This is a genomic window from Ruegeria sp. G2 (assembly GCF_056533505.1).
Map to the genome: position 1 here is coordinate 1 of NZ_JBQFON010000012.1, position 26,671 is coordinate 26,671.

Annotated in this window: 27 protein-coding genes; 6 read left to right on the plus strand and 21 right to left on the minus strand. The window is 57.0% G+C overall.

Annotated features, from left to right (window positions below; genetic code table 11):
• Window positions 1–161: 161 nt before the first annotated feature.
• Window positions 162–968, minus strand: a complete 807-nt coding sequence (locus ACR0DU_RS18530) for a mechanosensitive ion channel family protein (RefSeq protein WP_480876473.1) — start codon at window positions 966–968, stop codon at window positions 162–164.
• Window positions 969–1,188: 220 nt separating this feature from the next.
• Between ACR0DU_RS18530 and ACR0DU_RS18535 the strand changes: the two genes are divergently transcribed.
• Window positions 1,189–1,887 (plus strand): glutathione S-transferase family protein, encoded by a 699-nt coding sequence (locus ACR0DU_RS18535; RefSeq protein ID WP_480876475.1) that lies wholly within the window; start codon window positions 1,189–1,191, stop codon window positions 1,885–1,887.
• 49 nt (window positions 1,888–1,936) lie between these two features.
• On the opposite strand, the gene ACR0DU_RS18540 is transcribed toward ACR0DU_RS18535, so the two are convergent.
• The 9 genes from ACR0DU_RS18540 to ACR0DU_RS18580 form a co-directional block, all read right to left on the minus strand.
• Complete coding sequence (locus tag ACR0DU_RS18540; RefSeq protein WP_010443595.1) at window positions 1,937–2,383, minus strand: YtoQ family protein; 447 nt, start codon at window positions 2,381–2,383, stop codon at window positions 1,937–1,939.
• A 79-nt stretch (window positions 2,384–2,462) separates the two neighbouring features.
• Window positions 2,463–4,859, minus strand: a complete 2,397-nt coding sequence (pheT, locus tag ACR0DU_RS18545; protein WP_480876477.1) for a phenylalanine--tRNA ligase subunit beta — start codon at window positions 4,857–4,859, stop codon at window positions 2,463–2,465.
• A gap of 77 nt (window positions 4,860–4,936) precedes the next feature.
• Window positions 4,937–5,344, minus strand: coding sequence for a cupin domain-containing protein (locus ACR0DU_RS18550; protein WP_480876479.1), 408 nt, complete (start codon window positions 5,342–5,344; stop codon window positions 4,937–4,939).
• 60 nt (window positions 5,345–5,404) lie between these two features.
• Entirely contained in the window at window positions 5,405–6,208 is an 804-nt protein-coding gene (locus ACR0DU_RS18555) for a CE1 family esterase (protein ID WP_480876481.1), read from the minus strand.
• 440 nt (window positions 6,209–6,648) lie between these two features.
• Entirely contained in the window at window positions 6,649–7,722 is a 1,074-nt protein-coding gene (gene pheS / locus ACR0DU_RS18560; RefSeq protein WP_480876483.1) for a phenylalanine--tRNA ligase subunit alpha, read from the minus strand.
• A 70-nt stretch (window positions 7,723–7,792) separates the two neighbouring features.
• On the minus strand, window positions 7,793–9,163 hold the full coding sequence (locus tag ACR0DU_RS18565; protein ID WP_480652685.1) for a glutamate--cysteine ligase: 1,371 nt from the start codon (window positions 9,161–9,163) through the stop codon (window positions 7,793–7,795).
• Window positions 9,164–9,230: 67 nt separating this feature from the next.
• On the minus strand, window positions 9,231–9,758 hold the full coding sequence (locus ACR0DU_RS18570) for a hypothetical protein (RefSeq protein ID WP_010443589.1): 528 nt from the start codon (window positions 9,756–9,758) through the stop codon (window positions 9,231–9,233).
• Window positions 9,755–10,600, minus strand: coding sequence for a GNAT family N-acetyltransferase (locus tag ACR0DU_RS18575; protein WP_480876485.1), 846 nt, complete (start codon window positions 10,598–10,600; stop codon window positions 9,755–9,757). Before ACR0DU_RS18575 ends, ACR0DU_RS18570 begins: the two co-directional genes overlap by 4 nt.
• A complete protein-coding gene (locus tag ACR0DU_RS18580) occupies window positions 10,600–11,325 on the minus strand; it encodes a 16S rRNA (uracil(1498)-N(3))-methyltransferase (protein ID WP_480876487.1) in 726 nt (241 codons plus the stop codon). The genes ACR0DU_RS18575 and ACR0DU_RS18580 overlap by 1 nt, the downstream gene beginning before the upstream one ends.
• A 12-nt stretch (window positions 11,326–11,337) precedes the next feature.
• Here ACR0DU_RS18580 and ubiA point away from each other — a divergent pair, with 12 nt between their 5' ends.
• The 3 genes from ubiA (at window position 11,338) to ACR0DU_RS18595 (ending at window position 14,587) form a co-directional block, all read left to right on the plus strand.
• Window positions 11,338–12,300: a 4-hydroxybenzoate octaprenyltransferase gene (gene ubiA, locus ACR0DU_RS18585; protein ID WP_170781297.1), complete on the plus strand. Its 963-nt coding sequence runs from the start codon at window positions 11,338–11,340 to the stop codon at window positions 12,298–12,300.
• A gap of 66 nt (window positions 12,301–12,366) precedes the next feature.
• Window positions 12,367–14,265 (plus strand): OmpA family protein, encoded by a 1,899-nt coding sequence (locus ACR0DU_RS18590; RefSeq protein ID WP_480876686.1) that lies wholly within the window; start codon window positions 12,367–12,369, stop codon window positions 14,263–14,265.
• A gap of 1 nt (window position 14,266) precedes the next feature.
• Complete coding sequence (locus tag ACR0DU_RS18595) at window positions 14,267–14,587, plus strand: hypothetical protein (RefSeq protein WP_010443584.1); 321 nt, start codon at window positions 14,267–14,269, stop codon at window positions 14,585–14,587.
• Between the two features lie 5 nt (window positions 14,588–14,592).
• Here the strand turns inward: ACR0DU_RS18595 and ACR0DU_RS18600 are convergent, their stop codons facing one another.
• The 3 genes from ACR0DU_RS18600 to pgsA are packed head-to-tail and all read right to left on the minus strand — an operon-like array spanning window position 14,593 to window position 15,955.
• Window positions 14,593–15,036, minus strand: a complete 444-nt coding sequence (locus ACR0DU_RS18600) for a molybdenum cofactor biosynthesis protein MoaE (RefSeq protein ID WP_319546084.1) — start codon at window positions 15,034–15,036, stop codon at window positions 14,593–14,595.
• Between the two features lies 1 nt (window position 15,037).
• Entirely contained in the window at window positions 15,038–15,283 is a 246-nt protein-coding gene (moaD, locus tag ACR0DU_RS18605) for a molybdopterin converting factor subunit 1 (protein ID WP_170474018.1), read from the minus strand.
• 3 nt (window positions 15,284–15,286) lie between these two features.
• Window positions 15,287–15,955: a CDP-diacylglycerol--glycerol-3-phosphate 3-phosphatidyltransferase gene (gene pgsA, locus ACR0DU_RS18610; RefSeq protein WP_480876489.1), complete on the minus strand. Its 669-nt coding sequence runs from the start codon at window positions 15,953–15,955 to the stop codon at window positions 15,287–15,289.
• Window positions 15,956–16,145: 190 nt separating this feature from the next.
• Between pgsA and ACR0DU_RS18615 the strand changes: the two genes are divergently transcribed.
• A complete protein-coding gene (locus ACR0DU_RS18615) occupies window positions 16,146–17,030 on the plus strand; it encodes a DMT family transporter (RefSeq protein ID WP_480876491.1) in 885 nt (294 codons plus the stop codon).
• On the opposite strand, the gene uvrC is transcribed toward ACR0DU_RS18615, so the two are convergent.
• The 7 genes from uvrC to ACR0DU_RS18650 form a co-directional block, all read right to left on the minus strand.
• Entirely contained in the window at window positions 17,027–18,901 is a 1,875-nt protein-coding gene (gene uvrC / locus ACR0DU_RS18620; protein WP_480876493.1) for an excinuclease ABC subunit UvrC, read from the minus strand. The two genes, ACR0DU_RS18615 and uvrC, sit on opposite strands and share 4 nt — an antisense overlap.
• Window positions 18,902–19,191: 290 nt before the next feature.
• Window positions 19,192–19,971, minus strand: coding sequence for an SDR family oxidoreductase (locus tag ACR0DU_RS18625; protein ID WP_480876496.1), 780 nt, complete (start codon window positions 19,969–19,971; stop codon window positions 19,192–19,194).
• Between the two features lie 21 nt (window positions 19,972–19,992).
• Entirely contained in the window at window positions 19,993–20,955 is a 963-nt protein-coding gene (locus ACR0DU_RS18630) for a calcium/sodium antiporter (RefSeq protein ID WP_480876499.1), read from the minus strand.
• A gap of 168 nt (window positions 20,956–21,123) precedes the next feature.
• The gene (locus tag ACR0DU_RS18635; protein WP_029622261.1) at window positions 21,124–21,921 is read right to left on the minus strand and encodes a S49 family peptidase; all 798 of its coding nucleotides are present in this window, start codon (window positions 21,919–21,921) and stop codon (window positions 21,124–21,126) included.
• A 104-nt stretch (window positions 21,922–22,025) separates the two neighbouring features.
• Window positions 22,026–22,787, minus strand: coding sequence for an ABC transporter permease (locus tag ACR0DU_RS18640; protein WP_480716665.1), 762 nt, complete (start codon window positions 22,785–22,787; stop codon window positions 22,026–22,028).
• Entirely contained in the window at window positions 22,784–23,713 is a 930-nt protein-coding gene (locus ACR0DU_RS18645) for an ABC transporter ATP-binding protein (RefSeq protein ID WP_480876502.1), read from the minus strand. Before ACR0DU_RS18645 ends, ACR0DU_RS18640 begins: the two co-directional genes overlap by 4 nt.
• 93 nt (window positions 23,714–23,806) lie before the next feature.
• Complete coding sequence (locus ACR0DU_RS18650) at window positions 23,807–24,322, minus strand: SRPBCC family protein (RefSeq protein ID WP_480876505.1); 516 nt, start codon at window positions 24,320–24,322, stop codon at window positions 23,807–23,809.
• A gap of 144 nt (window positions 24,323–24,466) precedes the next feature.
• On the opposite strand from ACR0DU_RS18650, the gene ACR0DU_RS18655 reads away from it, so the two are divergent.
• Complete coding sequence (locus ACR0DU_RS18655; RefSeq protein ID WP_480876508.1) at window positions 24,467–25,561, plus strand: CaiB/BaiF CoA transferase family protein; 1,095 nt, start codon at window positions 24,467–24,469, stop codon at window positions 25,559–25,561.
• A 58-nt stretch (window positions 25,562–25,619) separates the two neighbouring features.
• Here the strand turns inward: ACR0DU_RS18655 and hemE are convergent, their stop codons facing one another.
• Entirely contained in the window at window positions 25,620–26,654 is a 1,035-nt protein-coding gene (hemE, locus tag ACR0DU_RS18660; RefSeq protein WP_480876511.1) for a uroporphyrinogen decarboxylase, read from the minus strand.
• Window positions 26,655–26,671 lie beyond the last annotated feature (17 nt).

Here is a 26,671-nt window from a genome sequence, read left to right on the forward strand (position 1 = left end):
TGCCGACCCAACACCTCGACAAACTTAAAACCCCTCCCCCCTCTAAAAGCTCCTTTTTCAAAAGGGCCTTTCACAGTTTTGGGCCGGGCGCCCCCCAAAGGGCGTAGCGCCAGGCCCAACCGGAGGAGGGCAATTCAATGCCCGAGCGACGGGCGGGAGGCTTACGCCTCTTTGTGAATCTCCACTGAATGCGGATACGGGATGGATACGCCCTTGGCGTCAAACGTTTCCTTGATAGTTTTGGTAAGTTCGAACTTCACATCCCAATAGTCAGCCGCTGCACACCACAGGCGCGCTGTCAGATCAACCGAGCTGTCTCCAAGGTTTGTCACCCGCACCCAAGGCTCAGGATCAGCCATGACACGACTGTCGGCCTTGGCCACATCCAGAATGATGTTCATCGCCTCATCCGCGCTGTCGCCATAGTCGATGCCGAACACCAGATCGACCCGGCGCGTGTCATGGGCGGAGTAGTTTGTGATCACCGAACCCCAAGCCTGACCGTTTGGCACGATGATCTGTACGTTATCCGGCGTCACAAGCTCGGTCGTGAACAGGTTCAGGTCTTTCACCGTACCTGCAGTGCCACCAATATCGACATACTGGCCCAACTTATAAGGCCGGAACACGACCAGCATCACGCCTGCGGCTAAATCACTGAGTGTTCCCTGCAGCGCCAAACCGATGGCCAAAGATGCGGCACCCAGAATGGCCACAATGCTGGTCGCCTCGATACCGAAAATGCCCAGTACGGCGACAAAGACTATCGCCAGCAGCACCCATTTCACCAGGCTCGCAACAAAATTCCCCAAAGTCGGGTCGATATGCGGCGTCGCGTTGATCCGCCGCCGCACCAGACCACTTATGGCTCCGGCGACGATCCAACCCAATACCAGAACGATCAACGCTTTGATCGCGCTCATGATCAGCGGACCAAATGCGCCCACCTGTGTTACGACATCTTCCACACGTTTCTCCTTTGCGCCAACAGCAAACCCGCGCCTTTGGCGCGGGATTGCTAAAAAGTCTGGGCTAATTTTGCGCTCAGGTCTAGGTGCGGGATTTCCGAGTTTTCCCCCTGCTGTTCCCCAGCAAACAGTCACTGTCCGGTCCTGCACACTCAAACACCTGACAATCTGCGCTCATGCCACCACATTGAGACCTATAACCCTGTTGCAGGAGCATATCATGCTGGATACCACCTCATTCCCGATCATGGCCAAATGGCCACCGCAATTTCATGATCGCATCCAACTTTATTCCTATGCAACGCCCAACGGGGTCAAAGCGTCGATCATGCTGGAGGAAACCGGACTGCCCTACGAGGCACATCTAGTTACGCTGGCAGATGCGGATGTCAAAAGTCCCGAATTTCTGTCGCTAAATCCCAATAACAAGATCCCGGCTCTCATTGATCCGAACGGGCCCGATGGGGTCCCGATGGGGCTTTTCGAAAGCGGAGCGATCCTGCTGTATCTGGCCGAGAAAAGCGGCATGCTGCTGGGGCAGAGCAAGGCGGACAAACATTTAGTCACCCAATGGCTGATGTTCCAGATGGGCGGCGTTGGGCCGATGTTCGGTCAGCTGGGGTATTTCCACAAATTCGCTGGCAGCGAGATCGAAGACCCCCGCCCCCGCGAACGCTATGTGACCGAGGGCAAACGCTTGTTGAACGTCCTGGAAACACAGCTGAACGGCCAGGATTGGATCGCCGGAGACTATTCGATCGCGGACATAGCCATCGCACCCTGGCTACGTGGTCTCGACTATTATGGCGTCAAAGAAGTTCTCGGTTGGGACACCTACAGCAATGTAGCGGCCTATCTCGACCGTTTTCTGGAAAGGCCTGCAGTTCAGAAGGGCCTGACCATCCCGCCTCGGGATTAACTTGAACCATAGGGCGGCGGCGCCAAAGTGCCGCACGCCCTTGGGCCATTCAGCCTGGCAATCGGCCTGTCTCGACGTAACGCAGAATCTCGACAACCTGCGCGGGCTCTTCCGCCACCGCAAGCGCGGCCGCGTCCACCTCTTTCAAAGCGTGTTGATGATCGGCTCCATGTAACACGATGATCGATTTGCCCAAGGCCGCCGCGTAGCCGGCATCAAAGGCTGCATTCCACTGCTTGTATTTGTCCCCGAAGCGTACAACGACTACATCAGCGTCTGAAATCCCCTTGCGGGTTCGGATCGCGTTCACCATCGCGCCCTTGTGGTCATGCCAATACTTGTTTGGCTCTGCCCCCAAAATCGCGACGCCACAATCATCCGACGCATCATGATCTGTCACTGGGCTGCTAAACTCTATGTCCAGCCCCTCGGCACCTCCGATAATCTGTTCCCGCCAATCCGTGTGAATCTCACCTGAAAGATAAACTTTTAACATGACTTGTTCCTCCCGCAAAAAAGGGGCGCGCCCGCCCCTTCGTGATATCATATATGTCCCACCCTGGGCGGAAACATCCTCAGCTGCGCAGCACGCCACCAGTCGCTTTCGCCACTTTCTCGACGATCTTTGCACTGACCGCTTCGATGTCCTTTTCCTTGAGGGTCGAGTCAGATGGCTGCAGCCGTACGGTAATGGCCAGAGATTTCTTCCCTTCACCAAGGCTACCCCCGATGAATTCGTCAAATACCCGAACGTCTTCAATCAGTGCCTTGTCAGCCCCTGCAGCTGCATTAACCAGCGTTAACGCCTCGATATTGGCATCAACGACAAACGCAAAATCACGCTCAACCGCCTGCAGATCACGCAGTTCCAAGGCGGAACGGGTTGCTCCGGATTTACGCGGCATCGGAACCTGATCCGGCCAAATGGTGAACGCCATTGCCGGGCCCTTGATGTCCATGGCCTGCAAGACGCGAGGGTGCAACTCACCAAAGACACCCAGAACCTTTTTCGGGCCAAGGCAAATCTTGCCGTGACGACCCGGGTGCCACCAGGCATCGCCACCACGCAGAATTTGTACCTTAGCTGGCGCGCCAATTGCGGCCAGCACCGCCTCGGCGTCAGCCTTCGCATCAAACAGGTCAACCGGGCGGGACGCACCGTGCACATCCTTGGGGCCGCTGCGCCCAACCAACAGGCCGGTGATTTGCGTCTGCTGATCCCCCGGCTCGCCATCGTGGAACACCGGACCGACCTCGAACAGAGCCAGATCTGCGTAACCCCGCGCCTGATTACGCGCCGCCGCCTGCAGCAGACCAGGCAGCAAATCAGGGCGCATATGGCTCATCTCGGACGAGATTGGGTTTTCCAGCATGGTTGCCGCGTCGCCACCGCCAAACAGCGCAGCCGAGGCCTGATCTATGAAGGTGTAGGATACACATTCATTATACCCCAGTGCGGCACAGGTCCGTCGCGCCATCGACTGGCGGCGCTGCGTCGGCGTCATGACCGGTTTGGGGATACCCGCCGTGGTGCGTGGCAGAGGAATACCCTGCAGCTTGGTCAGTGAAGCAATCCGCGCAACCTCTTCCACCAGATCAGCTTCCCCCATGATGTCTGGTCGCCAGCTGGGCACGTGCGCCATCTCTCCATCCAGACGGAAGCCCAAACGGGTCAGGGTTTGCCGCTGCTCGCTTTCCGGGATTTCCATCCCGACCAGAGACCGCACTCGCGCCGCATCCAGCTTGTAGGCCCGCGCGTGGTTCGGCGCATTGCCCGCCTCAACCACGTTCGAGGCTTCACCGCCGCAGATATCCAGGATCATCTGCGTCGCGTGCTCCAACCCTTCGCGGGTGTATTCCGGGTCGACCCCACGTTCGAAGCGATAGCGCGCATCCGAATTGATTTTCAGCGCACGGCCCGTCAGGGCGATCTGCACATGATCCCAGAACGCGCTTTCAAGGAAGACGTTCACCGTCTCCTCGGTGCAGCCGGTTTCCTCACCGCCCATGATACCGGCGATTGATTCCGGGCCTTTGTCGTCCGAAATCACCATCATGCCGGGCTGTAGTGTGTATTCCTTCTCATCCAGAGCAACCAACTTCTCGCCACCGTTGGCACGGTGAACGCGTAGGTTACCCTGCACCTTGTCGGCATCGAATACGTGCAGCGGGCGGTTGTGATCGAAGGTCATATAGTTGGTGATATCCACCAGAGCCGAGATCGGACGCAGACCAATCGCCTTCAACTGATCCTGCAGCCATTGCGGGCTGGGGCCGTTCTTAACACCCTTGATAAGCCGACCGGTGAAATGCGGTGCGCCGTCCAGCGTATCCTCGTCGATCGACACCTTGATTGGGCTTTCGAAATCACCCGGCACCGGCACATAGTCGCGCACCTTCAGCGTGCCCAAACCACGAGCAGCCAGATCGCGCGCTATCCCCTCAACACCCAGTGCATCCGGGCGGTTTGGCGTGATCGCAATCTCGATCATCGGGTCAACCTTCGACGGCTCGTTCTCGGCCAGCCAGTCGATAAACTTGTCACCGACCTCGCCCGAAGGCAGCTCGATAATTCCGTCATGCTCGTCCGACAGCTCCAGCTCGCGTTCGGACGCCATCATGCCAAAGCTTTCGACACCTCGAATCTTGCCAACGCTGATGGTGATATCCAGACCAGGGATATACATGCCCGGCTTACACACGACGACGGTGATGCCTTCGCGCGCGTTGGGTGCGCCACAGATGATCTGCAGGTCGCCCTCGTCGGTCTCAACCGTACAAACTCGAAGCTTGTCGGCGTCGGGGTGTTTCTCGGCATGTTTCACATGGCCCAGCGTAAATCCCGCCAAACGGTCCACCGGGTTGACGATCTCTTCGACCTCAAGTCCGAGGTCGGTCAGCGCCTCGGCAATCTCGTCCACCGAAGCGTCAGTATCGAGGTGGTCTTTCAGCCAGGAAAGAGTGAATTTCATCGGTCGTCATCCGCCAGTAAATCTCGGGTCAGACCGCATGTAGCGGATATTGCACACAGGGGAAAGAGGCCGTTGGCCTAGTCTTCGGCAACCGTGTTCGAAACAGCGTCCGACCCGGCAAATACAGCCAGAATACGCGCGATCCCGCTACCCGTATTCACCCCGGTATGGGTCGAGCGGAAGGCTTCGACAAAGGCATCCCCGGTTCTGTAGACACGCGTACCGGCGTCGCCATAGTCAACGGTGATCTCGCCCTCAAGGACATAGGCCGCCAACGGTGCATCATGACGGTGATCGCCTGTCTGCTGTCCCGGTTGCATGGTGACGATCGCCATAGTGATTTCAGCCTGCCCTGCCGGATATTCCAGTGGCTCGCCGATGATCGAGGTATCGGTCTGCAACAGCAATTCAATCGGCGGATATGTATCCTTTGCCTGAGCGGAAGTGGCGGCAAGGATCAATGCGCCCAGCAGAAGCGGTTTCACGGGTCATCTCCTATGATTGTGCTCTGGCAAGTGATCGCGCAGTGGCAGCGAAGTCAACGGTTATGGATAAGTTGGCGTTCGGCCCAAAAGCTCGTCCAACTGCCAGCCGATCCAGCCGTGAGGAATGAAATGCCCGCCCGGATGCATATCCAGCGTGACCTGCCCCTGCGCGCAATCGGTCCACTCTATCCGGCTGAGCGTCAGAAACGGCTTCACGCTCCAATCCCCGCGCGGAGTGGCACCGTTGCAGTCAAACTTGGCCTTCCACAGCGCCACCGGATAAGTCGTGTCCCCGTCCGGCCCGAACGGGAAATCCATCACCGTATCGTCCAGCCCATGCACGTGGCGCACCTCACGCGGAGCCTCAGGGCAGTCCTCGGTCTGGCGGATCGAGCCCGCAACAGCCAGCAGGGCGGCGATATCATTGCCCGACTGGCACACATAACGCCACGCCATCGCGCCGCCAAAGGAATAGCCCGAGACATATATGCGCGCGGGATCAATGGGATAGCGTTTGGCCACATCCTCAAGCACCTGATCGGCGAATGGCACATCCTGGGTGTCGGAGGTCCAAAAGTTCCAGCTTTTGCCCAGCCCGTTCGGGGCCACGAGCAACACATTCCGTAGCTTCGTCGCGCCGGCGATGCGTTCATGGTTCACCACCACATCGCCCTGCCGCGCCCAGCCATGGAAATGCATCAGCACCGGCAGAGGCGTTTTGCCATCCCAACCATCAGGTTCCAGCACATGGTACGAGCGGTCTCCGATCTCGCAGGCGGTGTCGCCGTGGCAGTCGGATTTCCATGGCCCCATGGCAAAAACCGGGGTCGCGGTCATCAGAAGAAAAAGCAGTCGATAGATCATAGGCCGGAGCCTAGCGACGTCTGGCGCGCTGTCACATAACATATTGGTGTAGGGTGGGGTTTCACCCCACCCTACACCGGATCAAGCCACAAAGCCGCGCTGGTCAGAAAACCAAACGGATCACCACCAATTCCAAAATCCGCCCTTCCTTTTCTCTATCAAATCCCGCGTCTTTTCTCTCTGAATTCTGTCGCGAAGCTGAAACGCACCTAGTCGTGCAAACTCCATGCCAGCAACTATCATTCCAGGCAAAAACAGCAGTAAAGATCCAATAAACACAATAAGGATTGCCGCTGAGTCGTTACCCCATACCCAAGAAGTGAGCATGAGAGGCAATACACTGACGATAAAAAGACCCAAGAACCAAACCAATGGTCTTTTGGAAACTCGCTGCTTCCACCAGTCTTGGTATGCTATCAGCCAGCTATCCAACACGCACTCTATCGGCTCAAACCACCATGCAGGTTCGGCATATCCAGCGCCGCGAACCCGTAGTGGCGCAGCCAGCGCAGGTCAGAATCAAAGAACGCCCGCAAGTCGGGAATCCCATATTTCAGCATCGCCAGACGGTCGATCCCGATCCCGAAGGCAAAGCCTTGGTAGACCTCAGGATCAATCCCACCGGCGGCGATCACCTTGGGGTGGACCATGCCGGAACCCAGAATCTCCATCCAGTCGTCGCCCTCGCCGATCTTCAGCTGACCGTTATCCCAGGAACAGCGGATGTCGACCTCGGCCGACGGCTCGGTAAAGGGGAAGTGCGAGGCGCGGAAGCGCAGCTCGACATCATCGACCTCAAAGAACGCCTTCACGAACTCTTCCAGAACCCATTTCAGGTTCGCCATCGAGATGTCTTTGTCGATGGCCAGTCCCTCGACCTGATGGAACATCGGCGTGTGGGTCTGGTCATAGTCGGCGCGGTAGACGCCGCCCGGACAGATCACGCGGATCGGCGCGCCCTGCAGCTCCATCGAGCGGATCTGCACTGGCGAAGTATGGGTGCGCAGCACGTGCGGCGGGCGGTTATCACCCTCGGCGCGGTGCATGTAGAACGTGTCCATCTCGGCCCGTGCGGGGTGGTGGCCGGGGATGTTCAGGGCGTCGAAATTGTGCCAGTCGGTCTCGATCCGCGGCCCTTCGGCCACCGAGAAACCCAGTTCGGCAAAGATTGCGGTCAATTCTTCGGTCGCCTGACTGACCGGGTGGATCGAACCCTGACGGCGCGCGCGGGTCGGCAGGGTGACATCCAGCCATTCAGTGCGCAGACGTTCATCCAGCGCCGCATCAGCAAGCGCTGCTTTCTTGGCCGACAGGGCCGAGTTGATCTCATCCTTCAGGGCGTTCAGTGCTGGGCCTGCGACCTGACGCTCTTCGGGGCTCATCTTGCCCAACTCGCGCATCTTCAGCGCGACTTCGCCTTTTTTGCCCACGGCAGCGACTCGGATCGCCTCAAGTGCGTTTTCATCGCCCGCATCGGCGATTTGGCCCAGATATTTTGCCTTAAGATCGTCCATGACGCCCTCTGAATTTGGTCGCCAACCTGCTATCGGCCCCGCCCCGCGAATGCAAGCGGGACGGTGGGGATCAATAGCTGTATTCGGGATAAATCCGGGTCAGATCGCCATTCCAGTCGCCATTGTAGTGATCCAGCAACTCATCTGCGGGCACCTTGCCCGTATCGATGCTGTCCTTGAGCGCGTTGAGGAAATGCGTCTCGTCCTGTACCAGACCACCCGCACCAGGGCGCGCGCGGGACGCAAGTCCGGCTTCGGCAATCGAGACCACTTCGCGCGCCAAATCATGCATATTGATGTTGCTAACCTGCGCTTGCAGACCATCCTTGGCAGCCTCGACCCGGAGCGCTTCGCGCGTCTCGGCGTCCCAACCTTTGACCAGATCCCATGCCGCATCTAAGGCGGTTTGATCATAGGTCAGACCGACCCAGAAGGCCGGCAGCGCACACAGGCGGCGCCATGGGCCACCATCGGCGCCACGCATCTCCATGAATTTCTTAATCCGCGCCTCGGGGAAGGCCGTGGTCAGGTGATCTGCCCAATCGGACAGAGTCGGCGTCTCACCGGGTAATGCAGGCAGTTTGCCCTGCAGGAAGTCGCGGAAGGACATGCCCAGAGCGTTGATATACTGGCCGTCGCGATAGACGAAATACATCGGTACATCGAGCGCATATTGTACATAGCGTTCGAACCCGAAGCCCTCTTCGAATACAAAGGGCAGCATGCCCGTCCGTGCATCGTCGAGATGCCGCCAGATATAGCTGCGCCAACTTTTCTGGCCGTTCACCTTGCCCTCAAAAAACGGAGAGTTCGCGAACAGCGCAGTGGCTACCGGCTGCAATGCCAGCGCGACACGCAGTTTCTGCACCATGTCTGCCTCGGACCCAAAGTCGATATTGACCTGAACCGTGCAAGTGCGCCGCATCATCGCGCGGCCCATGGTGCCGACTTTCTCCATATAGTCGTTCATCAGCCGGTAACGGCCCTTGGGCATCAACGGCATTTCGTCATGGGTCCAGATCGGAGCCGCACCCAGACCGATAAATCCTACGCCGATCTCATCAGCTATATCCTTCACCTCACGCAGGTGGATATTCACCTCATCGCAGGTCTCATGGATCGTCTCAAGCGGGGCACCCGACAGCTCCAACGCGCCACCCGGTTCCAAGCTGACGTTCGCACCATCCTTCTCAAGCCCTATCAGATGCCCGGCTTCGCGCACCTCGGCCCAACCATGACGGTCGCGCAGGCCTTCCAGCACAGCCACGATGGACCGTTTGCCTTCAAACGGCAGCGGTTTCAGCGTGTCTTTACAATAGCCGAACTTCTCATGCTCGGTGCCAATGCGCCAATCATCCTTGGGCTTGCAGCCCGATTCCAGATATTCGGCCAGTTGCTCATGGCGTTCGATCGGTCCGCCGCCGGACTGGGGGATGGACATGATACCCGTGCTCCGATCCTGATATGTCTGTCTTGAAGGTCAGTCCTGAGCGCAAACCGCGCCAGTGTCAATGCAGCCTGAGATGAGCCGGGCGCGAGGGCGTCCGTTCCCAAATCACGACGGGATGCGCAGATCCACCGTTGAGTTCCGACAGCATTTGTTCAGTTTTCAACCCTGGCAGGTTCGAAAATACATCAAACAGTGCCTCAGCCCCTTCGGCGTTCACCGGAATGTGAAGAGTCGGTTGCCCCGGCTGATCCAGAACCCAAAGAGCTGGGCGCGCCGTTGGATCCAGCGCAAGTCGTTCGATTTCGCGCGCAGCAACGATCCCGCCATCTAAAGGGCCAAGATAAGTGATCTGACCTTCATCGATGGTCACAACGCCCGGACCACCTGCACCGGTGCGAAAGCGCGCGCGCTGTAATCCGATTACGGCCAGAGCAATCGAAACGACCACCAGAATCCAACCTAACCAGCCCAGCAATCCACCGGGTCCGTTGATCCAGCTCAGGCCCAACAGAAGGACAAATCCAGCAACCAGCACTTCGCGCCAGCGCCACATGGCCAGTTTGGCTTCTGGTCGGATGAAACTCATGCTGTGTCCTCCGGGTTTGTGAACAAGATCAGCGAGAAATAGCCCGCTGGTTGGAACCCAATAGCCATATAAGCACGCGCGGCGGAATCGGAAGCGGCAAACAGAACTGAACGGGAAACCCCTGCGCTCCGTGCCTCGGTCAGATGCAAGGCAACTGCGAGACGCGCATAACCTCGGCCACGCAAATCAGGGGGTGTGTAGACCCCTCCAATCTGTACGATCTCGGGCAGGCGCGCATTGAAGCCTGTCATGGCGACGGGCCGATCGTTGATCAGGAGAACCCGGTGGGAATCGCGCGTGCAATAAGCTTCGAAATCTTCGCCTGCCTGTGTTTTCGCCCTGTCGGGAGCAAAATCCATAGCCTCGATCAGATAGTCGCGCCGCCAATTCTCGGTGATTGCCCTGTCGAGTTGACCCAGCGGAACAAGACGGGCGCCTGAAACCTCTGGCATGCGAATCTGATCCAGCTCCAGCGAAAACCCCGGCTCATCACTGTTAAGCGTCGCGGGCCGGTCTTCCCAGCCACCAAGCTGCATGAGCCGCCGCGCCTGCGTGGCTTCCGAGGCAATGCCAAACAGAGCGTGCCCTCGGATCAGGCTTATGGCCTCAGCAAGCTCATCATCCGAACAGTTCGGACATTGTGACAGGATCATACCTTCGTTGGTGATGGCAAAGACAGCGCGAAACGGATCGCCAAGCACCCAGGCTTTCAACGACCGGGGATGCAATTTACGCAGACCGAAATCTCGCAGATTAGCCAACGGAAACATGGATGTCTGGATGTGCTGGGATAGAAATGCGTCAATATCCGGCAGGTCCGTTTCCTGTGCCGGCCGCCACATCAAGACCAATCCCCCAGTGCCTGCTGCCACATGGTCATCGCAGCAACAGCGGCCGTATCGGCACGCAGGATACGGGGGCCGAGGCTGACCACATGAGCATGGGGCAACGCCTTCAGTCGCTTGCGTTCTTGGTCGGAAAAACCACCCTCTGGGCCAATGAGGATGGCCCATGGCTGACCTGGTTCGTTCTCGGCCAATCGCAGGGCCGAGCCAACCTCGGCCTCGTCACAGAACATCAACTGACGACCTTCAGGCCATGCATCAAGCACGCGATCCAGTCGCTGCAATTCAGTGACCTCTGGCACGAAGGTCCCGCCACATTGTTCCGCTGCTTCCACCGCATGCGCTTGCAGCCGATCCTGCCGAATACGCTCGGAATTGGTGAACCCTGTCTGTACCGGCATAATCCGCGCAGCGCCCATTTCAGCTGCTTTTTCAACGATGAAATCGGTCCGCGCCTTTTTAATCGGCGCAAAAAGCAGCCACAGATCGGGCGGCAGTTGCAGCGGCTTCGTTTGCTCTGCACAGGACAGTAGGCCGCCACGTTTGCTTGCCTCGGCGACATCGGACAGCCACTCTCCATCCTGCCCGTTGAACAGGGCAACCTGCCTGCCAACCGACAAGCGCATGACACCGAACAGGTAATGGGCCTGTTCGCGCGTCAAAGGAACCGATTGCCCCGGACCTAAAGGGTGCTCTACATACAATCTGATCTTCGCAGTCATGAGACCCTACATATGCAAGGCAATGCCCCAACACCAGACGGTCAGGTCGCCGATGCCGCGACCGGCAACTGGGTCGACACGTACGCACCCACCTTTGCGCGCCCTTACCTGCGGCTCAGCCGGGCTGATCGGCCTATTGGCACATGGTTGTTGCTGATTCCCTGCTGGTGGGGTCTGGCACTGGCCATCCTCAGCGACGGGCAACCCCGATGGGAGGATCTTTGGATCGCCATCGGTTGCGCCATCGGAGCCTTCCTGATGCGCGGCGCGGGCTGTACGTGGAATGACATCACCGATCGGGAGTTCGACGGGAAGGTCGAGCGCACCCGCTCGCGCCCAATACCATCGGGTCAGGTCAGTGTGCGTCAGGCAGTGTTCTGGATGGTGTTGCAATGCTTGTTGGCACTGGCGATTCTTCTGACTTTCAACCAGGCCGCCATTGCAATGGGTGTTTTATCGTTGCTTCCCGTCACGATCTATCCATTTGCGAAACGGTTTACTTGGTGGCCACAGATTTTTCTGGGGCTGGCCTTTAACTGGGGCGCATTGCTGGCATGGGCAGCACATACCGGAACGGTCGGCTGGCCCGCCATCATGCTCTATCTGTCAGGCATTGCCTGGACCCTGTTTTATGACACGATCTATGCTCATCAGGATGCAGAGGACGACGAACTGATCGGAATCAAATCCACTGCCCGACTGTTCGGAACCGATACCGCGCGTTGGCTCAAATATTTTCTGATAGGAACGGTCAGTCTGATGGGACTTGCGATTATCGATGCGGCATTGCCGGAGGCGTCGGTCCTTGCATTGGTCGTAGCGCTAAGCGGGCCTTGGGCGATGGGATGGCACCTTGCCTGGCAATTGAGGGGGTTAGACACGGAAGACAACGCCAAATTGCTGCAACTGTTTCGGGCCAATCGCGACACCGGCTTGATTCCGCTGATCTTCCTCTGCGTCGCCCTTTTGCTCTGATTGCACCTCCGTGATGGGCTCTGTATGAGTCCGGAACCAACCGCCCGAGGAGTTTCGATCCCACCTATGCGCATGCCTTACGCTCTTGCCGTTGCGTTGATCTTTGCGGTGACCGCCGTGCTGTCTCTGGTGGCGGCGAGCTATGCAGTGACAAAGATAGAAGATGCATCGGAGTTTGCAGTACGTCGGGCTTTGAATCTCAATGGCCATGACTGGGCCGAGGTCCAGTCCGATGGGTTGCGTGTCGTATTGACTGGTACTGCCCCGGATGAAGCTATCCGGTTCAACGCATTGACCGCCGCCGGAACCGAAGTTGATACCTCGCGTGTAATCGATGAGATGGAGGTCGCGCCCACCGCCGACCTGACCCCGCCCCGTTTTTCAGCCGAGATTTTGCGCAATGACAGCGGCATAACAATCATCGGTCTGGTGCCCGCGAGCTTGGATCGCGACGACTTGATCAACAGGCTGCAGCGACTCGATCGGAACTCATCCGTTTCTGATCTGATGGAAAGCGCCGACTACGCCGAACCCAAGGGATGGGATCAAGCCATAGATTATGCGATCGAGGCACTTTCTGGCCTGCCCCGTGCCAAGATTTCCGCCAGCCCTGGATTGGTACGTATCACCGCCATCGCCGATAGCCAGCAGGAGAAAGACAGGCTGGAACAAGACCTGAGCCGTGCCGCACCGCCCGGACTGCGAATCGGCCTTTCCATCTCGGCGCCTCGCCCCGTTATCACGCCCTTTACGCTGCGCTATCTGATAGATGAAAACGGTGGACAGTTTGATGCCTGCTCTGCTCAGAGTGAAGACGCGCGGGACCTGATCGTCGCCACCGCGCGCGAGGCTGGTTTGACCGGGCCATATTCCTGTACAATCGGGCTGGGGGTTCCTTCGCCTCGCTGGTCTAATGCTGCACAGCTAAGCATCTTGGCGCTGGCCGAGATCGGACAAGGGTCGGTCACCATGTCGGATGCCGATATCACGTTGGTAGCGGCTCAAGATACCAGCCCCATCTTGTTTGATCGTGTTGTGGGGGAATTGGAGAACGCGCTTCCCGACGTATTCGCCCTCCATGCAGTACTTCCCGAACCCGAGCCCGACGATCCCGCTGGGCCGATTGAATTCAGCGCCACCCTAAGCCCTGAAGGTCTGGTGCAGTTGCGTGGCCGTGTCAGTGACGAGACCCTACGCGACATGACCGACAGTTTCGCCCGCGCCGCCTTTGGATCAACGCAGGTTTACACCGCCACCCGTGTGGTTCAGGACCTGCCAACCGATTGGCCCGTTCGGGTTCTGGCCGGGCTCGATGCCTTGTCGCATCTACACAACGGAGCATTGACTGTAACGCCAGACGACGTTTCGCTGACAGGGGTCAGCCACGATCCCGATGCGAAGGCGCGGATCGCTGGATTGCTATCGGACAAGCTGGGCGATGCGCAGGATTTCAACCTGTCGATCACCTATGTTGAACCGCCGGCACCTCAAGATGCGCTGCCAGATCCGGAGGTTTGCGAAGAACAGATCGCCGAAGTTCAAAACAATAGTAAAATCGCCTTCGAACCAGGGTCGGCCACAGTCGCCTCCGACTCGCGCGATGCGTTGAATCAGATCGCCGACATCCTGCGCGAATGCGGCCAAATACGATTGGAAATACAGGGCCATACCGACAGTCAGGGTCGCGAGGAAATGAACCAGCAACTCAGCCAGGCGCGTGCGCAATCAATCCTGAACGAACTTCGTGGTCGACGCGTTCCGACCTCAAGCTTTTCGGCGGTCGGATATGGCGAGACGCAGCCAATTGCCGACAATGACACCGAAGAAGGCCGTGAAATAAACCGTCGCATCAAGTTTCATCTGATCCGGCCTGAACCTGTGCCAGATACCGAGACCGGGCTTGAAGCCGTAGAAGCAGAAACACCGGACGCCGAAGCCCAGGATGCAGGCTCAGAGGACCAATAAAGTGAACAGAATCGAATTCGTTATCGCCACCGCTATCATCCTGTTTGCTGCCTTCTGCATGGGCTGGTTTGCGAACTGGCTGGCACATCGATTGTCGCGCGTCCGTCAAAGCGACGTGGCTGATCTGGATCGCATGAGCCAGGAGTTGCACGAGGCCGAGGAAACGCGCGATCAAGCAATCACCTATCTGCAGCAACGCGAAGCGGAGCTGACCAACCAGCTAACGCAGACCGAAGCCGAACTGAGTGCAGCGATGGAGGGATTGCGTGCCGCGCGGCAGGAAGCCGAAGAATTGCGCGGGCGGATCAACAACGCCGACTGATCGAATTACCAGCGGGTCAAAGCGTCTTCGTCTTCGTCCTTCGCAGCAACCCATTCTGCGCCGGATTTGGTGATTTCTTTCTTCCAGAACGGCGCGCGGGATTTAAGGTAGTCCATCAGAAACTCTGCCGCTTCAAACGCATCCTTGCGATGTGGCGCAGCAGTGGCAACCATCATGATCCGATCGCCCGGGGCAAGACGCCCGTGGCGGTGAATTACCAGAACATCCCCAAGCGACCAGCGATCCATTGCATCTTGTGCAATCTTGGTCAGCGCACGTTCGGTCATTCCGGGATAGTGCTCAATCTCCATGACATCCAGATCGCCAGAGCTCAGATCTCGTACTACGCCGGTGAAAGTCACGATGGCCCCATTGGCATCGTCTCCGGCTGCAAAAGCATTGGCTTCGACCCCCAGATCAAACGGAGCCTCTTGCACAGCGATCCGCATCTTAGCCACCCGTCATGGGCGGGAAGAAGGCTACCTCGCGCACCCCGGTCAATGAGGCGTCAAAATCCGAAAGCTCTTGATCCAACGCTACACGCAGCGCGGAGAGGTCCGCGAACGCAGCGGCATAGCGATCTTCGCGTGCGCTGAGTTCAGCGACCAGATCGTTCACAGTGGCAGCTTCGGTCTGAACTTTCTCTTTAGGCAGACCGATGCGTTCACGCACCCAGGCGAAATACAGCACGTCCATTGCTTAGCTCTCCTTCAGGTGGGGCATGGCTTTACGTAGGTAGTCATAGCCGGTGATCAATGTCAGCGTCGCAGCGATCCACAGCAGCCACAGACCAATACGGCCAGACCAGAACATGCCTTCAAGATGCCAGCGCATGTGGCCCAGATCCTCTACCTGCCCGGTCAGCACTTGATCTATGGTCGTGGCGTCCATGCCGAACGTGGCCATCACGAAGTGGTGTTCGAATATGCCCTGCGAAAACAGGGTCGCGATTGCCACCATCTGAGCCGTCGTTTTCCACTTGGCCAGTTTCGTGACCTTCAACGTCCCAGCCACATCACCCAGATATTCCCGCAGACCTGAAACAAAGACTTCGCGAAAGAGGATCACCGTTGCGGGCAGCACCAACCATGGCGTCCAGTGCTCGGTCGAGTAGCCCACCAGGATCATCAACGCGATCACAACCATCGCCTTATCAGCGATTGGATCCAGCATGGCCCCGATTTTGGTTTCCTGTTTCCATGCCCGCGCAAGATAGCCGTCGAACCAATCAGTGATGGCCGCAGTCAGGAACAGGATCAGCGCAAACCAATCCGCATAGGGGCGCGTGAAATACAGAAACATCACGGCAAGACCCGGCGCAGCCACGAGGCGCAGGACGGTCAGAATATTCGGCAGGTTCCATTTCATGGCTTGGACCCTACATCGCCGACCCGGGACATAAAAGATGAGGTCGCGAAAAATTCACAGTACACAAGCGTTTGGCACGTGGCACGTCAAAGAGTCGCAACAGTAGAGAAGTCTTCAGATTCATCTTGGCATCGCAAGACATTGAAGTCAGATTGGCGGATGGTCCGACCTGAAAGTACCTGAACCCCACATGACACCGCATATCCAAACCGACCCCCGGTCGAACCTAGTCGGTAGCGCCTGGATGATCGCCGCCATGGCTTTGTTCGCGATCGAAGACGCGCTGCTAAAAGGCGCATCGGCTGATTTGCCGATCTGGCAGGTTTTGCTTCTGTTTGGCACGGGCGGATCAATGATTTTTGCATGCGTCACAACCGTACGCGGCGGGAGGTTATTCCATCCCGATGTCTTGTCTCGGCCCATGAGAATTCGCGTCTTTTTCGAGATCCTAGGACGGATGTTCTATTTGCTGGCAATCGCTCTGACGCCACTCTCATCTGCGACAGTGATTTTGCAGGCCACGCCGCTGGTCGTGGTTGCTGGTGCGGCGCTGTTCTTTGGGGAAACCGTCGGCTGGCGACGCTGGAGCGCGATTGCAATTGGTCTGGTCGGTGTCGTCATCATCATCCGACCAACAGGCGATAGTTTTACGATGCTGTCACTTCTGGCGGTGTTCGGGATGTTGGGATTTGCGGGTCGCGATCTGGCGAGCCGCGCCGCGCCCGCGACACTGGGGGCAGACGTGCTGGGGTTCTACGGGTTCCTCTCTGTCGTGGTTGCTGGGATCGCCTATCGATTCTATGAGGGCGCGCCGATGGTAGCTATGACGGGCACCACAGGTGCCTACATTGCGACCGCAGCGGTGATCGGGACGATGGCCTATGCGTCACTCATGAAAGCGATGCGGACAGGCGAAGTTTCAGCTGTGACGCCCTTTAGGTATTCTCGGCTTCTGTTCGGGATCGGGCTGGGTGTATTCTTGTTCAAAGAGCAATTGGATCAAACAATGTGGATTGGCAGCGCCCTGATCGTGGCCTCCGGTCTTTATATTCTCTGGCGCGGGCGAAAAGCCTAACCCTTGTCGTGGAAGAAATCATAGACTTTCTGCGCCAGCCCGGCTGAGATACCTTCGACAGCTCTTAGGTCTGCCAAATTGGCTCGGCTTACAGCTTTGGCGCTGCCAAAATGAGCCAACAGAGCACGTTTGCGTGCAGCTCCGACGCCGGGAATTTCATCCAAGGGCGTAGCACCAACCGCTTTGGCCCGTTTCGCACGGTGCGTCCCGATGGCGAAGCGGTGGGCCTCGTCCCTTAGGCGCTGAATGAAGTACAATACGGGGTCATTGCGTTTCAAGGCAAAGGGGCGTTGGCCGATGCGATGAAACTCTTCTTTGCCATGGTCGCGATCCACGCCTTTGGCGACACCGATCATTGGAATATCTTCGACCCCATGCGCCTGCATGATCTCGTGCACAGCACTCACCTGTCCGGCTCCGCCATCTATCAACAGTAGGTCAGGCCATAGCCCCTTATCGCGATCCGGGTCTTCTTTTTGCAGACGAGTGAAACGGCGGGTCAGGACCTCTTTCATCATGCCGAAATCATCACCCGGGGTCAGATCGTCGCCACGAATGTTGAACTTGCGATAAGCGTTCTTCATGAACCCTTCAGGACCTGCGACGATCATGCCCCCTACTGCGTTAGTTCCTTGTATGTGAGAGTTATCGTAAACCTCGATCCGGTTCGGCGGTGCGTCCAGATCAAATGCCTCGGCCACACCCCGCAGCAATTTGGCCTGCGTGGCACTTTCTGACATCCGTCGGGCCAGTGATTCACGCGCATTGCGTAAGGCACCAGCCACCAATTCCTGTTTCTCGCCACGCTGGGGCACATTGATTTCAACCTTACGGCCGGCTTTTTCGGATAGCGCCTGTTGCATCAGATCGGCGTTTTCGATTGCATCAGACAGGATCAACTGACGCGGCGGTTCCTTATTGTCGTAGAATTGCCCCAAGAACGCCTCCATCACCTCTGCCGGAGACACGTCCGCACCAACGCGCGGATAGAAGTCCTTATTCCCCCAGTTTTGATTGGCGCGGATAAAGAACACCTGTACGCAGGCCTGCCCGCCGTCCATATACAGGCCGATCACATCCGCCTCAGCCACACCGCGCGGGTTGATGCCCTGGCTGGTCTGCACCTGCGTCAGCGCCCGGATTCGGTCGCGCAGGCCGGCGGCGCGCTCGAATTCCATCGCTTCGGACGCGGCCATCATCTGATCGGCCAAATCTTCCTGTACCTTGGTCGATCTGCCAGATAGAAACCGTTCGGCGTCCTTTACGCTTTCACGATAGTCCGCATCGGAAATCAGCCCAACACATGGCCCAGAACAGCGCTTGATCTGATAGAGCAAGCAAGGCCGCGTACGGCTATCAAACATTGAGTCAGAGCAATTCCGCAGCAGGAATGCTTTCTGCAACTGGTTCAGCGTCCGGTTTACGGCTCCAGCACTGGCGAATGGTCCGAAATAGGCGCCTTTTTCCTTCTTGGCCCCGCGATGCTTCTTGATCTGCGGAAATGCGTGATCCTTGGCGACCAAAATATTCGGAAAGCTTTTGTCGTCCCGCAGCAGCACATTGTATTTTGGCTTGAGCTGCTTGATCAGGTTTTGTTCCAGCAGCAGTGCCTCGGTCTCTGTCCGCGTGGTCAGGAACATCATCGAGGCAGTCGCTGCAATCATCTTCTCGATCCGGCCCGAATTCCCCGGGCGCGTATAGTTCGACACCCGCGCCTTCAGATTCCGCGCTTTGCCGACATACAGGACACGACTGTCCGCATCCAGCATCCGGTAAACACCCGGCGAGCTGTCCAGCGTTTTCACATAGCGCTGAATGCAGGCATAGCCGGTGGCTTGTGTTGATGAATCGGGGTCGGTGCTGGCTGTCATGGCTCTGAGATATGATTCTCTGACCATGGCTGCAATCTTAAGCCCCTTAGATCAAGAGAAAACAAATCCACGACTTCTGTGGATAAGTATGCAGATAACTTTTGGGGCATCGTGATTTTCCCTTGAATCATTGCCTATTCGTTAATCTGCACAAAAAATAGGCAGTATTTTAACTATTTGTTTTCAAACGATACTTTTTCAGATGTGAGACAAGTGTATGAAAATTAAGACATTTTTGTAACGTGCATGTAACGTAAATGAGAGCGGTGCAAAACTTACCGCAGTTTTACCTATTCTACGCCCAGTACATCCGGCGTCTGCCAGCCCAGATGCTGCCCGCCATCCACGCACAAAAGCTGACCGGTGACCGAATGCGCATCCAGAAAATAGCCAAGCGCGGCAGTGATATCTGAAGGATTCGCGCCGCGTTTAAGAATCGTGTTCCGGCGTTGAGCGTTAAAGTGCTTTTCGCTTTGTCGATGACCCTGCATCGTCGGTCCCGGGCCGATTGCGTTTACGCGGATCGCAGGTGTCAATGCCTGAGCTGCGGTTTGGGTTAGGGTCCATAGACCCATCTTGGCGATCGTATACGACATGAACTCGGGCGTCAGTTTACGAACGCGCATGTCCACCATGTTCACAATCAGACCCACTGCCTGGGGCTCACCCTGTTCATCCAATGTCGGCTGCAATCCCTGTGCGGCCATGGCCTGCGTCAGAACAAATGGCGCGCGCAGGTTGCTGTCGAGGTGGCGATCCCAGCTGTTGCGCGTAGCGGTATTAATATTGTCATATTCAAAGATCGAGGCATTGTTGACGAGGCAAGTTATCGGTCCGCCAAGCGCCTCGACCGAGCGGGGTAGCAACGAACTGACCTGAGCTTCGTCAAGCAGATCCGCCTGAAGAGCCACTGACTTTCGCCCAAGCGCTTGCACTTCATTCACTGTGTCCAGCGCTTCCCGTTCCGAACTTGCGTAATGCACAGCCACATCCATCCCGCGCCGCGCCAGGTATAGTGCCATCGAGCGGCCAAGACGTTTTCCCGCTCCGGTCACCAGTGTTTGGGTCATGGGCTCTCTCCCCAGGTCTGATCAGGCCAGAAGGCTAACCACATAGATCACATAAAGTAGCGTCAGGACCAAACCCCAGACCCGGGTGATGTCCTTTTTGAAGAAAACAAACGGGACCAGCAAAAGCGACGCACCCAGCATCACCCAGAGATCAAAGCGCAGAAACTCAGGATCAACCGGAATACGCCCAAACAGGGTTGCGATACCGACAATGGCCAGCAGATTGAACATGTTCGATCCGATAACATTGCCAAGTGCCACATCTGCCTGCCGTCGCAATGCCGCCATGACCGTAGTCGCCAGTTCCGGCAAGGATGTGCCAACCGCGATCAAGGTCAGGCCGATCACAGTTTCGCTCACGCCATAGCTCTGGGCGATGATGGTCGCATTGTCGACCAGCAAATGAGCACCCATAGGCAGACCGATCAGGCCCAGGATCAAATAAACTGCTACCTTCCAATAAGGCATGTCGGGGTCTGCTTCCTCCAGACCGTCCAGCTCGTCGTCGTCAGTACAGGCTTCACCACAGGCTTTGCGGTGGGCATGCGCCTCGCGAAAGGCATTGGCGAGAACCAGAGCCAAAGCTGCCAGCAAGATCGCCCCACTGAGCAGATTAAAGACCCCGCAAAATGCCAACCCGATAAACAGAACCGAAGCGAGCAGCATGAAGATATAGTTTTTTCTGCTGTCACATTCGCTTGTATGCAACGTCGCCAAAAGCGCCGGAAGCCCCAGAACCAACAGAATATTCGCCGTGTTCGACCCCACAACGTTGCCCAGCGCTATCCCCGGCGCATTTTCTTTGATCGCACTGATCGCGATCAACAATTCAGGTGCCGAGGTACCAAAGGCAACGATCGTAAGGCTGACAATCAGCGCAGGCACACCCAATCGCAGGCTGAGGTTCACGGCCCCGCGGACCAGCGCATCACCTGCCAACAGCAAGATCAGCAATCCAAGGCCAGAGAACAGCCACGCGCTCATCCACGGCCTCCTGTTTCACAAGGACAGGGGCCTTTACCGATCCGAAACCGCCCACAACGAGGACATTTTGCAGAACTCAACCGTTTGTGACCCGGAAAGCGGAGCTTTCCGAACATCGCCAGAACACCCATGGCAACCAGAAACAGTGAGACTATTTTGATGATCACGTCACAACCCGAAACGCGCGTAGGCAGCACGCTCCTCAAGCCCGGCAAAGGCATCCTGCGCAATCGTCGCCCCAAAACGGGACCAGATCGGTTTGCGCAGTCCGTAACGGCGGAATTTGACCTTATCGCCAAACTTCTCCTGCATTTTAGGCTTCAGATGCGCAATCCCGTCGATCAATCCCAACTCTTGCGCACGCCGCGCCAGCCAAACCTCGCCATTGAACAGATCAGCACTGGTATCCAGCTTGCCGTCTCGGCGAGACTTTACGTGATCAATGAAATTCTCGTGGATATCGCCCAGCAGCACTTTGAGCCGTGCAACGTCGTCTTTCTTTTCGGGGGCAAACGGATCGAGCATCGATTTCGACTGACCCGCTGTGTGCACACGTCTTTCAAAGCCCTGGCGTGCCAGAAATACATGCGCACCGAAGCCAGAAGAAATCACGCCTATTGATCCCAGAACCGAACTGTCATCGGCCCAAATCTCATCTGCCGAAGCCGCCAGCCAGTATCCGCCCGAGGCGGCCACATCTTCGACGAAGGCATAGACCGGAATATCAAGCTCTTCCGCCAGCCGCCGGATACGCGCACCAATCAATGAGCTTTGAACAGGCGATCCACCCGGCGAATTGACCTCAAGTGCTACGGCAGCAGGCTTACCTTTGCGAAAAGCTTTTTCCAGTACCGGCGCCAAGGCGGTGGCATTCATCGACCCGCGCCCTGCCATTCCGATGGCACCGGACAGACGAACAACGGCCACCATGGGCTGCTTTTTCAGGAAGGGCAGGCTGAGTTTCATGGAAGCCGATGTAGAGGGCGCCGAGGCTGTAAACAAGAGACCCGAAGCGCCATAAACGCGACGTGAACCAATTTCACACACCTGATGGGCAAAAATGCAACGCCCTAGCTACGGATGCGCCAGCCGGTTTTGAATATCCAGCCAATGATTGCAAGGCAGATTCCGGTGAACGCAAGTATAGCCAGAAGGCTCCAGAAAATGGGTACATCGGCGATTCCGTAGAACGACCAGCGAAAGCCTGAAATCAGATAGACCACAGGGTTGAACAGTGTGATCGTTTGCCAGAGGGGCGGCAGCATCGAGATCGAGTAGAACGTGCCGCCCAGAAAGATCAGGGGCGTCACGACAAGTTGAGGAACCAGCGACATCTGCTCAAAATTCCCGGCCCAGATACCCACGATAAAGCCCAGCAACGAAAAGCTGAGACAGGACAGGACTAGGAATGCCGCCATGGCAAAGGGGTGTTCTATGCGTATATCGACGAAGAAGGTCGCGGTGGCCAGAATGACAAGGCCGACGAACAACGCCTTGGTTGCGGCTGCCCCCACATATCCGATCACAATCTCAATGAAATTGATCGGCGCCGACAATAGCTCATAAATCGTGCCCAGAAACTTCGGGAAATATATGCCGAAAGATGCGTTCGAGATCGACAGCATCACCACAGACAACATGATGAGACCCGGCACAATGAAAGCGCCGTAAGAAACGCCCTCAATCTCTTGAATGCGACTGCCGATCGCGGTGCCAAACACCACGAAGTAAAGCGAGGTCGACAGCACTGGCGACAAAAAGCTCTGTGCGAGCGTACGGAAAAACCGGGCCATTTCGAACCGGTAGATTGCGGCAATTGCAGACCAGTTCATGCGGGCTCTCCGGATACGAGGTTAACGAATATCTCTTCAAGGCTCGACTGACGGGTCTGAACGTCGCGCAATACCAGACCTGCCTGCGCCACATCATTGAGAAGAGTGGTGATCCCGGTACGATCGGCATGGGTGTCGTAAGTGTAGATCAGCGAGTCTCCGGCCCCATTCAAAGTCAGGTTATGCTCGGACAAGCTTTCGGGAATGGTCGATACAGGCTCGGTCAGCATGACCTCGATCTGTTTTTTACCCATCTGCGCCATCAATGTGTCCTTATCCTGGACCAGCAAAAGCTCACCCTTATCGATGACGCCGACACGGTCGGCGATTGCCTCGGCTTCTTCGATATAGTGGGTGGTCAGGATGATGGTGACACCGGCCAGTTTCAACTCGGCCACGATCTCCCACATGTCCTTACGCAGTTCGACATCGACGCCAGCGGTGGGTTCATCCAGAAACAGCACCCGTGGCTCATGCGCCAGAGCCTTGGCAATCAATACGCGGCGCTTCATGCCGCCAGATAACTCCTTGATTGAATTGCGGCGCTTGTCCCAAAGGGACAGCTTGCGCAAAATCTCTTCGATCCGGGCATTGTCAGACCCGTGGCCGAACAGCCCTCGTGAGAAGCGAACAGTATTCCAAACCTTCTCGAACGGCTCCAGCGCGATCTCCTGCGGCACCAGTCCTATCATCTTTCGCGCCGCGCGAAACTCGGTCTGGATGTTATGCCCCCCCACGGTAACCGATCCTGATGTCGGAGTAGTAATGCCGCAAACGGTGGAAATCAGCGTTGTTTTACCAGCACCATTCGGACCCAACAGCGCAAGAATCTCACCTTCTTCAATGTCCAGAGACACGCCTTTCAGCGCCTCAAAACCATCGGCATAGGATTTCCGCAAATCGCGGATGGACAAAATGGTGGTCATGCGTTCCCTCGTTCTGGCCCTGCAACCTATCGCGGAGGACCATCTTGGAACAGTCCAATTCCGCACAGGCTCATGCGCATGTATGCAGGGGGCTTAATCTCGCCCTGTCAAACGGCCTAGCCAACCCTTTTTGTTTTCTTCCTCGGCGTCATCGTCTTCCGGCGGTGGCCCTTCAAAGTGCTCTTGCAGATTGGCAAAAAACTGATCCGCCATCTTCTTGGCAAATCCATCAATCAGGCGGCTTCCCAACTGCGCTAGCTTGCCCCCCACTTTGGCATCAACGTCGTAGATCAGAAGCGTGCCGCCAGACTCACTTGGCTCGAAACTTACATTCGCACTGCCCTTGGCAAAGCCTGCGGCCCCACCCTTGCCCTCACCCGCGATGGTCAGACGTTCCGGTTCAACCATGTCAGACATGGTAACGGTGCCTTTGAAGGTCGCCTTCACGGGGCCGACCTTTTGCACCACGGTCGCATGGTATCCTTCAGTCGGATCGCCAGTGATCTCTTGTGCACCACTGATGCAAGCTTTCAGCACTTCAGGATCCAGCAGGGCAGAATAAACTTCGGCGGGTGACGCCTGAATTTCGCGTGTATCGCTTAGCTGCATCTGAGAACCTCTTTCATACCTACGGCAGACCGACATAGACCTAGCCCTGAATTGTCGATGCAAGCAACCCAATTGCAGGGGCAAAACAAACTCTTCGCTTGCATTCGCTGCGCCACGCAGAAACCCTGCGTCGCAGGAGGGACCATGCTGAACGGAATTCGTATCATCGAAGTCGAAGGGCTTGGCCCGGGCCCTTTCGCTGCCATGCTGCTGGCGGATATGGGTGCGGACGTCATCACTATTCACCGCAAAGGATCTGCGATCACACCGGGAATGCCTGAGCGTTCCCTTCTGGACCGAGGCAAGCGATCCATTGCGCTGGATCTCAAGGACCCACAGGAATTAGAGATAGCTAAACGTCTGATCGCAACCGCTGATGCGCTGATCGAAGGCTTTCGCCCTGGCGTGATGGAAAAGCTTGGGCTGGGCCCTGAGGATTGTCATCAGATCAACCCGAAACTGGTCTATGGCCGAATGACTGGTTGGGGCCAGCAAAGCCCTTTGTCCAACACTGCAGGCCATGATCTTAACTATATCGCGCTTTCGGGGGCGTTGTCTTACGCGTCCCCACCCGGCCAACCACCTCTAACACCTGCAACACTCGTCGGAGATATCGGCGGTGGCGCACTGTATCTGGTCGCAGGTCTGCTAGCCGGGCTTCTGAATGCCCAAAGCACAGGAAAAGGCACGGTGGTGGACGCTGCCATCTACGATGGTTCAGCCCATATGATGAATCTGCTGATGAGCCTGCGCCAGACTGGCAGCCTGTCCGACACTCGGGGTGAAAGCCTGCTGGACGGCCCGCACTGGAGCCGCACTTACACGTGCGCAGACGGTGGCTTCATCTCAGTTCAATGTCTGGAGCCAAAGTTTTACGGCTGCTTTCTAGATATCCTCGGGCTTGGCGATGATGCAGAATTCGCTCGGCAATATGACCAAGCTGCGTGGCCGGGCCTGACGGAACGCCTGAGCAAAATATTTGCCGAGAAACCTCGCGATGAATGGGCGGCGCTGTTCCAAGATACAGACGCCTGCGTTGCCCCGGTCCTAAGCCCGCAGGAAGCGCTAGATCACCCCATGAACACGGCTCGCCAAACATGGATCGACCACGAAGAAACACGTCAAGCCGCAGCCGCACCAAGATTCTCAACCTACGATTGGCACCCTCGATCCAGCCCAAAACGCGGAGAGCACACAGATGAAATTCTGAACGATCTCCCGCCCGCTTCATCTGGCTGAAAATATCTCGGGGGTGAATTGGCCGAAGGCCAAGAGGGGACTGGCCCCTTAGCCCGGCTTACCGCCCGCGCACCGTATCGATCATCAGTTGAACATTCTCCGGGTCCGCATCCGGTGTGATCCCATGTCCCAGATTAAAAATATGCGGCCCCTTCGAGAAGGCCTTAACAATTCGACGTGTCTCATCAACCAGCGCCTGACCACCCGTGACCATATGCAATGAGGCCAGATTGCCCTGCACACACCCATCGACTTGTACATTCGCAGCAGCCCATTCGGGCGACACAGAATTGTCCAGTGCGACGCAATCCACTCCGGTGGCTTTGGCGAACCCGATGTAGCCCTGATCCGCTTCGCGAGGAAATCCGATGACGGGAATGCCCGGATGCCGGGCCTTTATGGCTGCGGTAATCAAGCGGCAGGGTTCAACAGCGTATTTCTGAAACGCTTCGCCCTTCAATGATCCTGCCCAGCTATCAAAGATTTTGACAACCTCGGCCCCGGCCTCGATCTGAGCTGACAGGTATTCAATTGTCGCTGCAGTGATCCGATCCTGTAGCGCCTCGAACAGCGCAGTATTTTCTTCGCGCAGCGCATGGGCTGGCCCCTGATCCGGGGTGCCCCGTCCGGCGATCATATAGGTCGCCACTGTCCAGGGCGCGCCTGCAAATCCGATCAATGTAGTTTCAGAAGGAAGCTCACGCGAAAGAATACGCACGGTCTCATAAACCGGAGACAGAGTTTCATGGATCGCATCAATCGGCTTCAGCGCATCGAATTCCGATTGCTGCGTGATCGTGGACAGACGCGGCCCCTCACCAGTGACAAACCATAAATCCGCGCCCAACGCCTGTGGCACCAGCAAGATATCGGCAAACAGGATCGCAGCATCAAATCCGTAACGGCGGATGGGTTGAAGGGTAACCTCGGCGGCCAGCTCGGGGTTATAGCACAAGGACAGGAAATCCCCCGCCTGCGCCCGTGTGGCGCGATATTCGGGCAGATACCGCCCTGCCTGCCGCATCATCCAGATCGGTGGAACGTCCTGAACTTCACCCGCCAGCGCCCGCAGTATTTTCTTTGTCTCGGCCATTCGTGCCCCCAGTATTC

Coding starts and splice junctions, on each gene's coding strand:
- ACR0DU_RS18570 (WP_010443589.1), bottom strand. CDS start 9,758: ATGAGTTTCATCCGACCAGAAGCCAAACTGGCCATGTGGCGCTGGCGC.
- ACR0DU_RS18655 (WP_480876508.1), top strand. CDS start 24,467: ATGCTGAACGGAATTCGTATCATCGAAGTCGAAGGGCTTGGCCCGGGC.
- pgsA (WP_480876489.1), bottom strand. CDS start 15,955: ATGAAATGGAACCTGCCGAATATTCTGACCGTCCTGCGCCTCGTGGCT.
- ACR0DU_RS18640 (WP_480716665.1), bottom strand. CDS start 22,787: ATGAACTGGTCTGCAATTGCCGCAATCTACCGGTTCGAAATGGCCCGG.
- ACR0DU_RS18580 (WP_480876487.1), bottom strand. CDS start 11,325: ATGACTGCGAAGATCAGATTGTATGTAGAGCACCCTTTAGGTCCGGGG.
- ACR0DU_RS18635 (WP_029622261.1), bottom strand. CDS start 21,921: ATGAAACTCAGCCTGCCCTTCCTGAAAAAGCAGCCCATGGTGGCCGTT.
- ACR0DU_RS18540 (WP_010443595.1), bottom strand. CDS start 2,383: ATGTTAAAAGTTTATCTTTCAGGTGAGATTCACACGGATTGGCGGGAA.
- ACR0DU_RS18555 (WP_480876481.1), bottom strand. CDS start 6,208: ATGATCTATCGACTGCTTTTTCTTCTGATGACCGCGACCCCGGTTTTT.
- ACR0DU_RS18565 (WP_480652685.1), bottom strand. CDS start 9,163: ATGTCCATCCCCCAGTCCGGCGGCGGACCGATCGAACGCCATGAGCAA.
- ACR0DU_RS18630 (WP_480876499.1), bottom strand. CDS start 20,955: ATGAGCGCGTGGCTGTTCTCTGGCCTTGGATTGCTGATCTTGCTGTTG.
- uvrC (WP_480876493.1), bottom strand. CDS start 18,901: ATGACAGCCAGCACCGACCCCGATTCATCAACACAAGCCACCGGCTAT.
- ACR0DU_RS18535 (WP_480876475.1), top strand. CDS start 1,189: ATGCTGGATACCACCTCATTCCCGATCATGGCCAAATGGCCACCGCAA.
- hemE (WP_480876511.1), bottom strand. CDS start 26,654: ATGGCCGAGACAAAGAAAATACTGCGGGCGCTGGCGGGTGAAGTTCAG.
- ACR0DU_RS18650 (WP_480876505.1), bottom strand. CDS start 24,322: ATGCAGCTAAGCGATACACGCGAAATTCAGGCGTCACCCGCCGAAGTT.
- pheS (WP_480876483.1), bottom strand. CDS start 7,722: ATGGACGATCTTAAGGCAAAATATCTGGGCCAAATCGCCGATGCGGGC.
- ACR0DU_RS18625 (WP_480876496.1), bottom strand. CDS start 19,971: ATGACCCAAACACTGGTGACCGGAGCGGGAAAACGTCTTGGCCGCTCG.
- pheT (WP_480876477.1), bottom strand. CDS start 4,859: ATGAAATTCACTCTTTCCTGGCTGAAAGACCACCTCGATACTGACGCT.
- ACR0DU_RS18590 (WP_480876686.1), top strand. CDS start 12,367: ATGCGCATGCCTTACGCTCTTGCCGTTGCGTTGATCTTTGCGGTGACC.
- ACR0DU_RS18600 (WP_319546084.1), bottom strand. CDS start 15,036: ATGCGGATCGCTGTGCAAGAGGCTCCGTTTGATCTGGGGGTCGAAGCC.
- moaD (WP_170474018.1), bottom strand. CDS start 15,283: ATGGACGTGCTGTATTTCGCCTGGGTGCGTGAACGCATCGGTCTGCCT.
- ACR0DU_RS18575 (WP_480876485.1), bottom strand. CDS start 10,600: ATGTGGCGGCCGGCACAGGAAACGGACCTGCCGGATATTGACGCATTT.
- ubiA (WP_170781297.1), top strand. CDS start 11,338: ATGCAAGGCAATGCCCCAACACCAGACGGTCAGGTCGCCGATGCCGCG.
- ACR0DU_RS18615 (WP_480876491.1), top strand. CDS start 16,146: ATGACACCGCATATCCAAACCGACCCCCGGTCGAACCTAGTCGGTAGC.
- ACR0DU_RS18645 (WP_480876502.1), bottom strand. CDS start 23,713: ATGACCACCATTTTGTCCATCCGCGATTTGCGGAAATCCTATGCCGAT.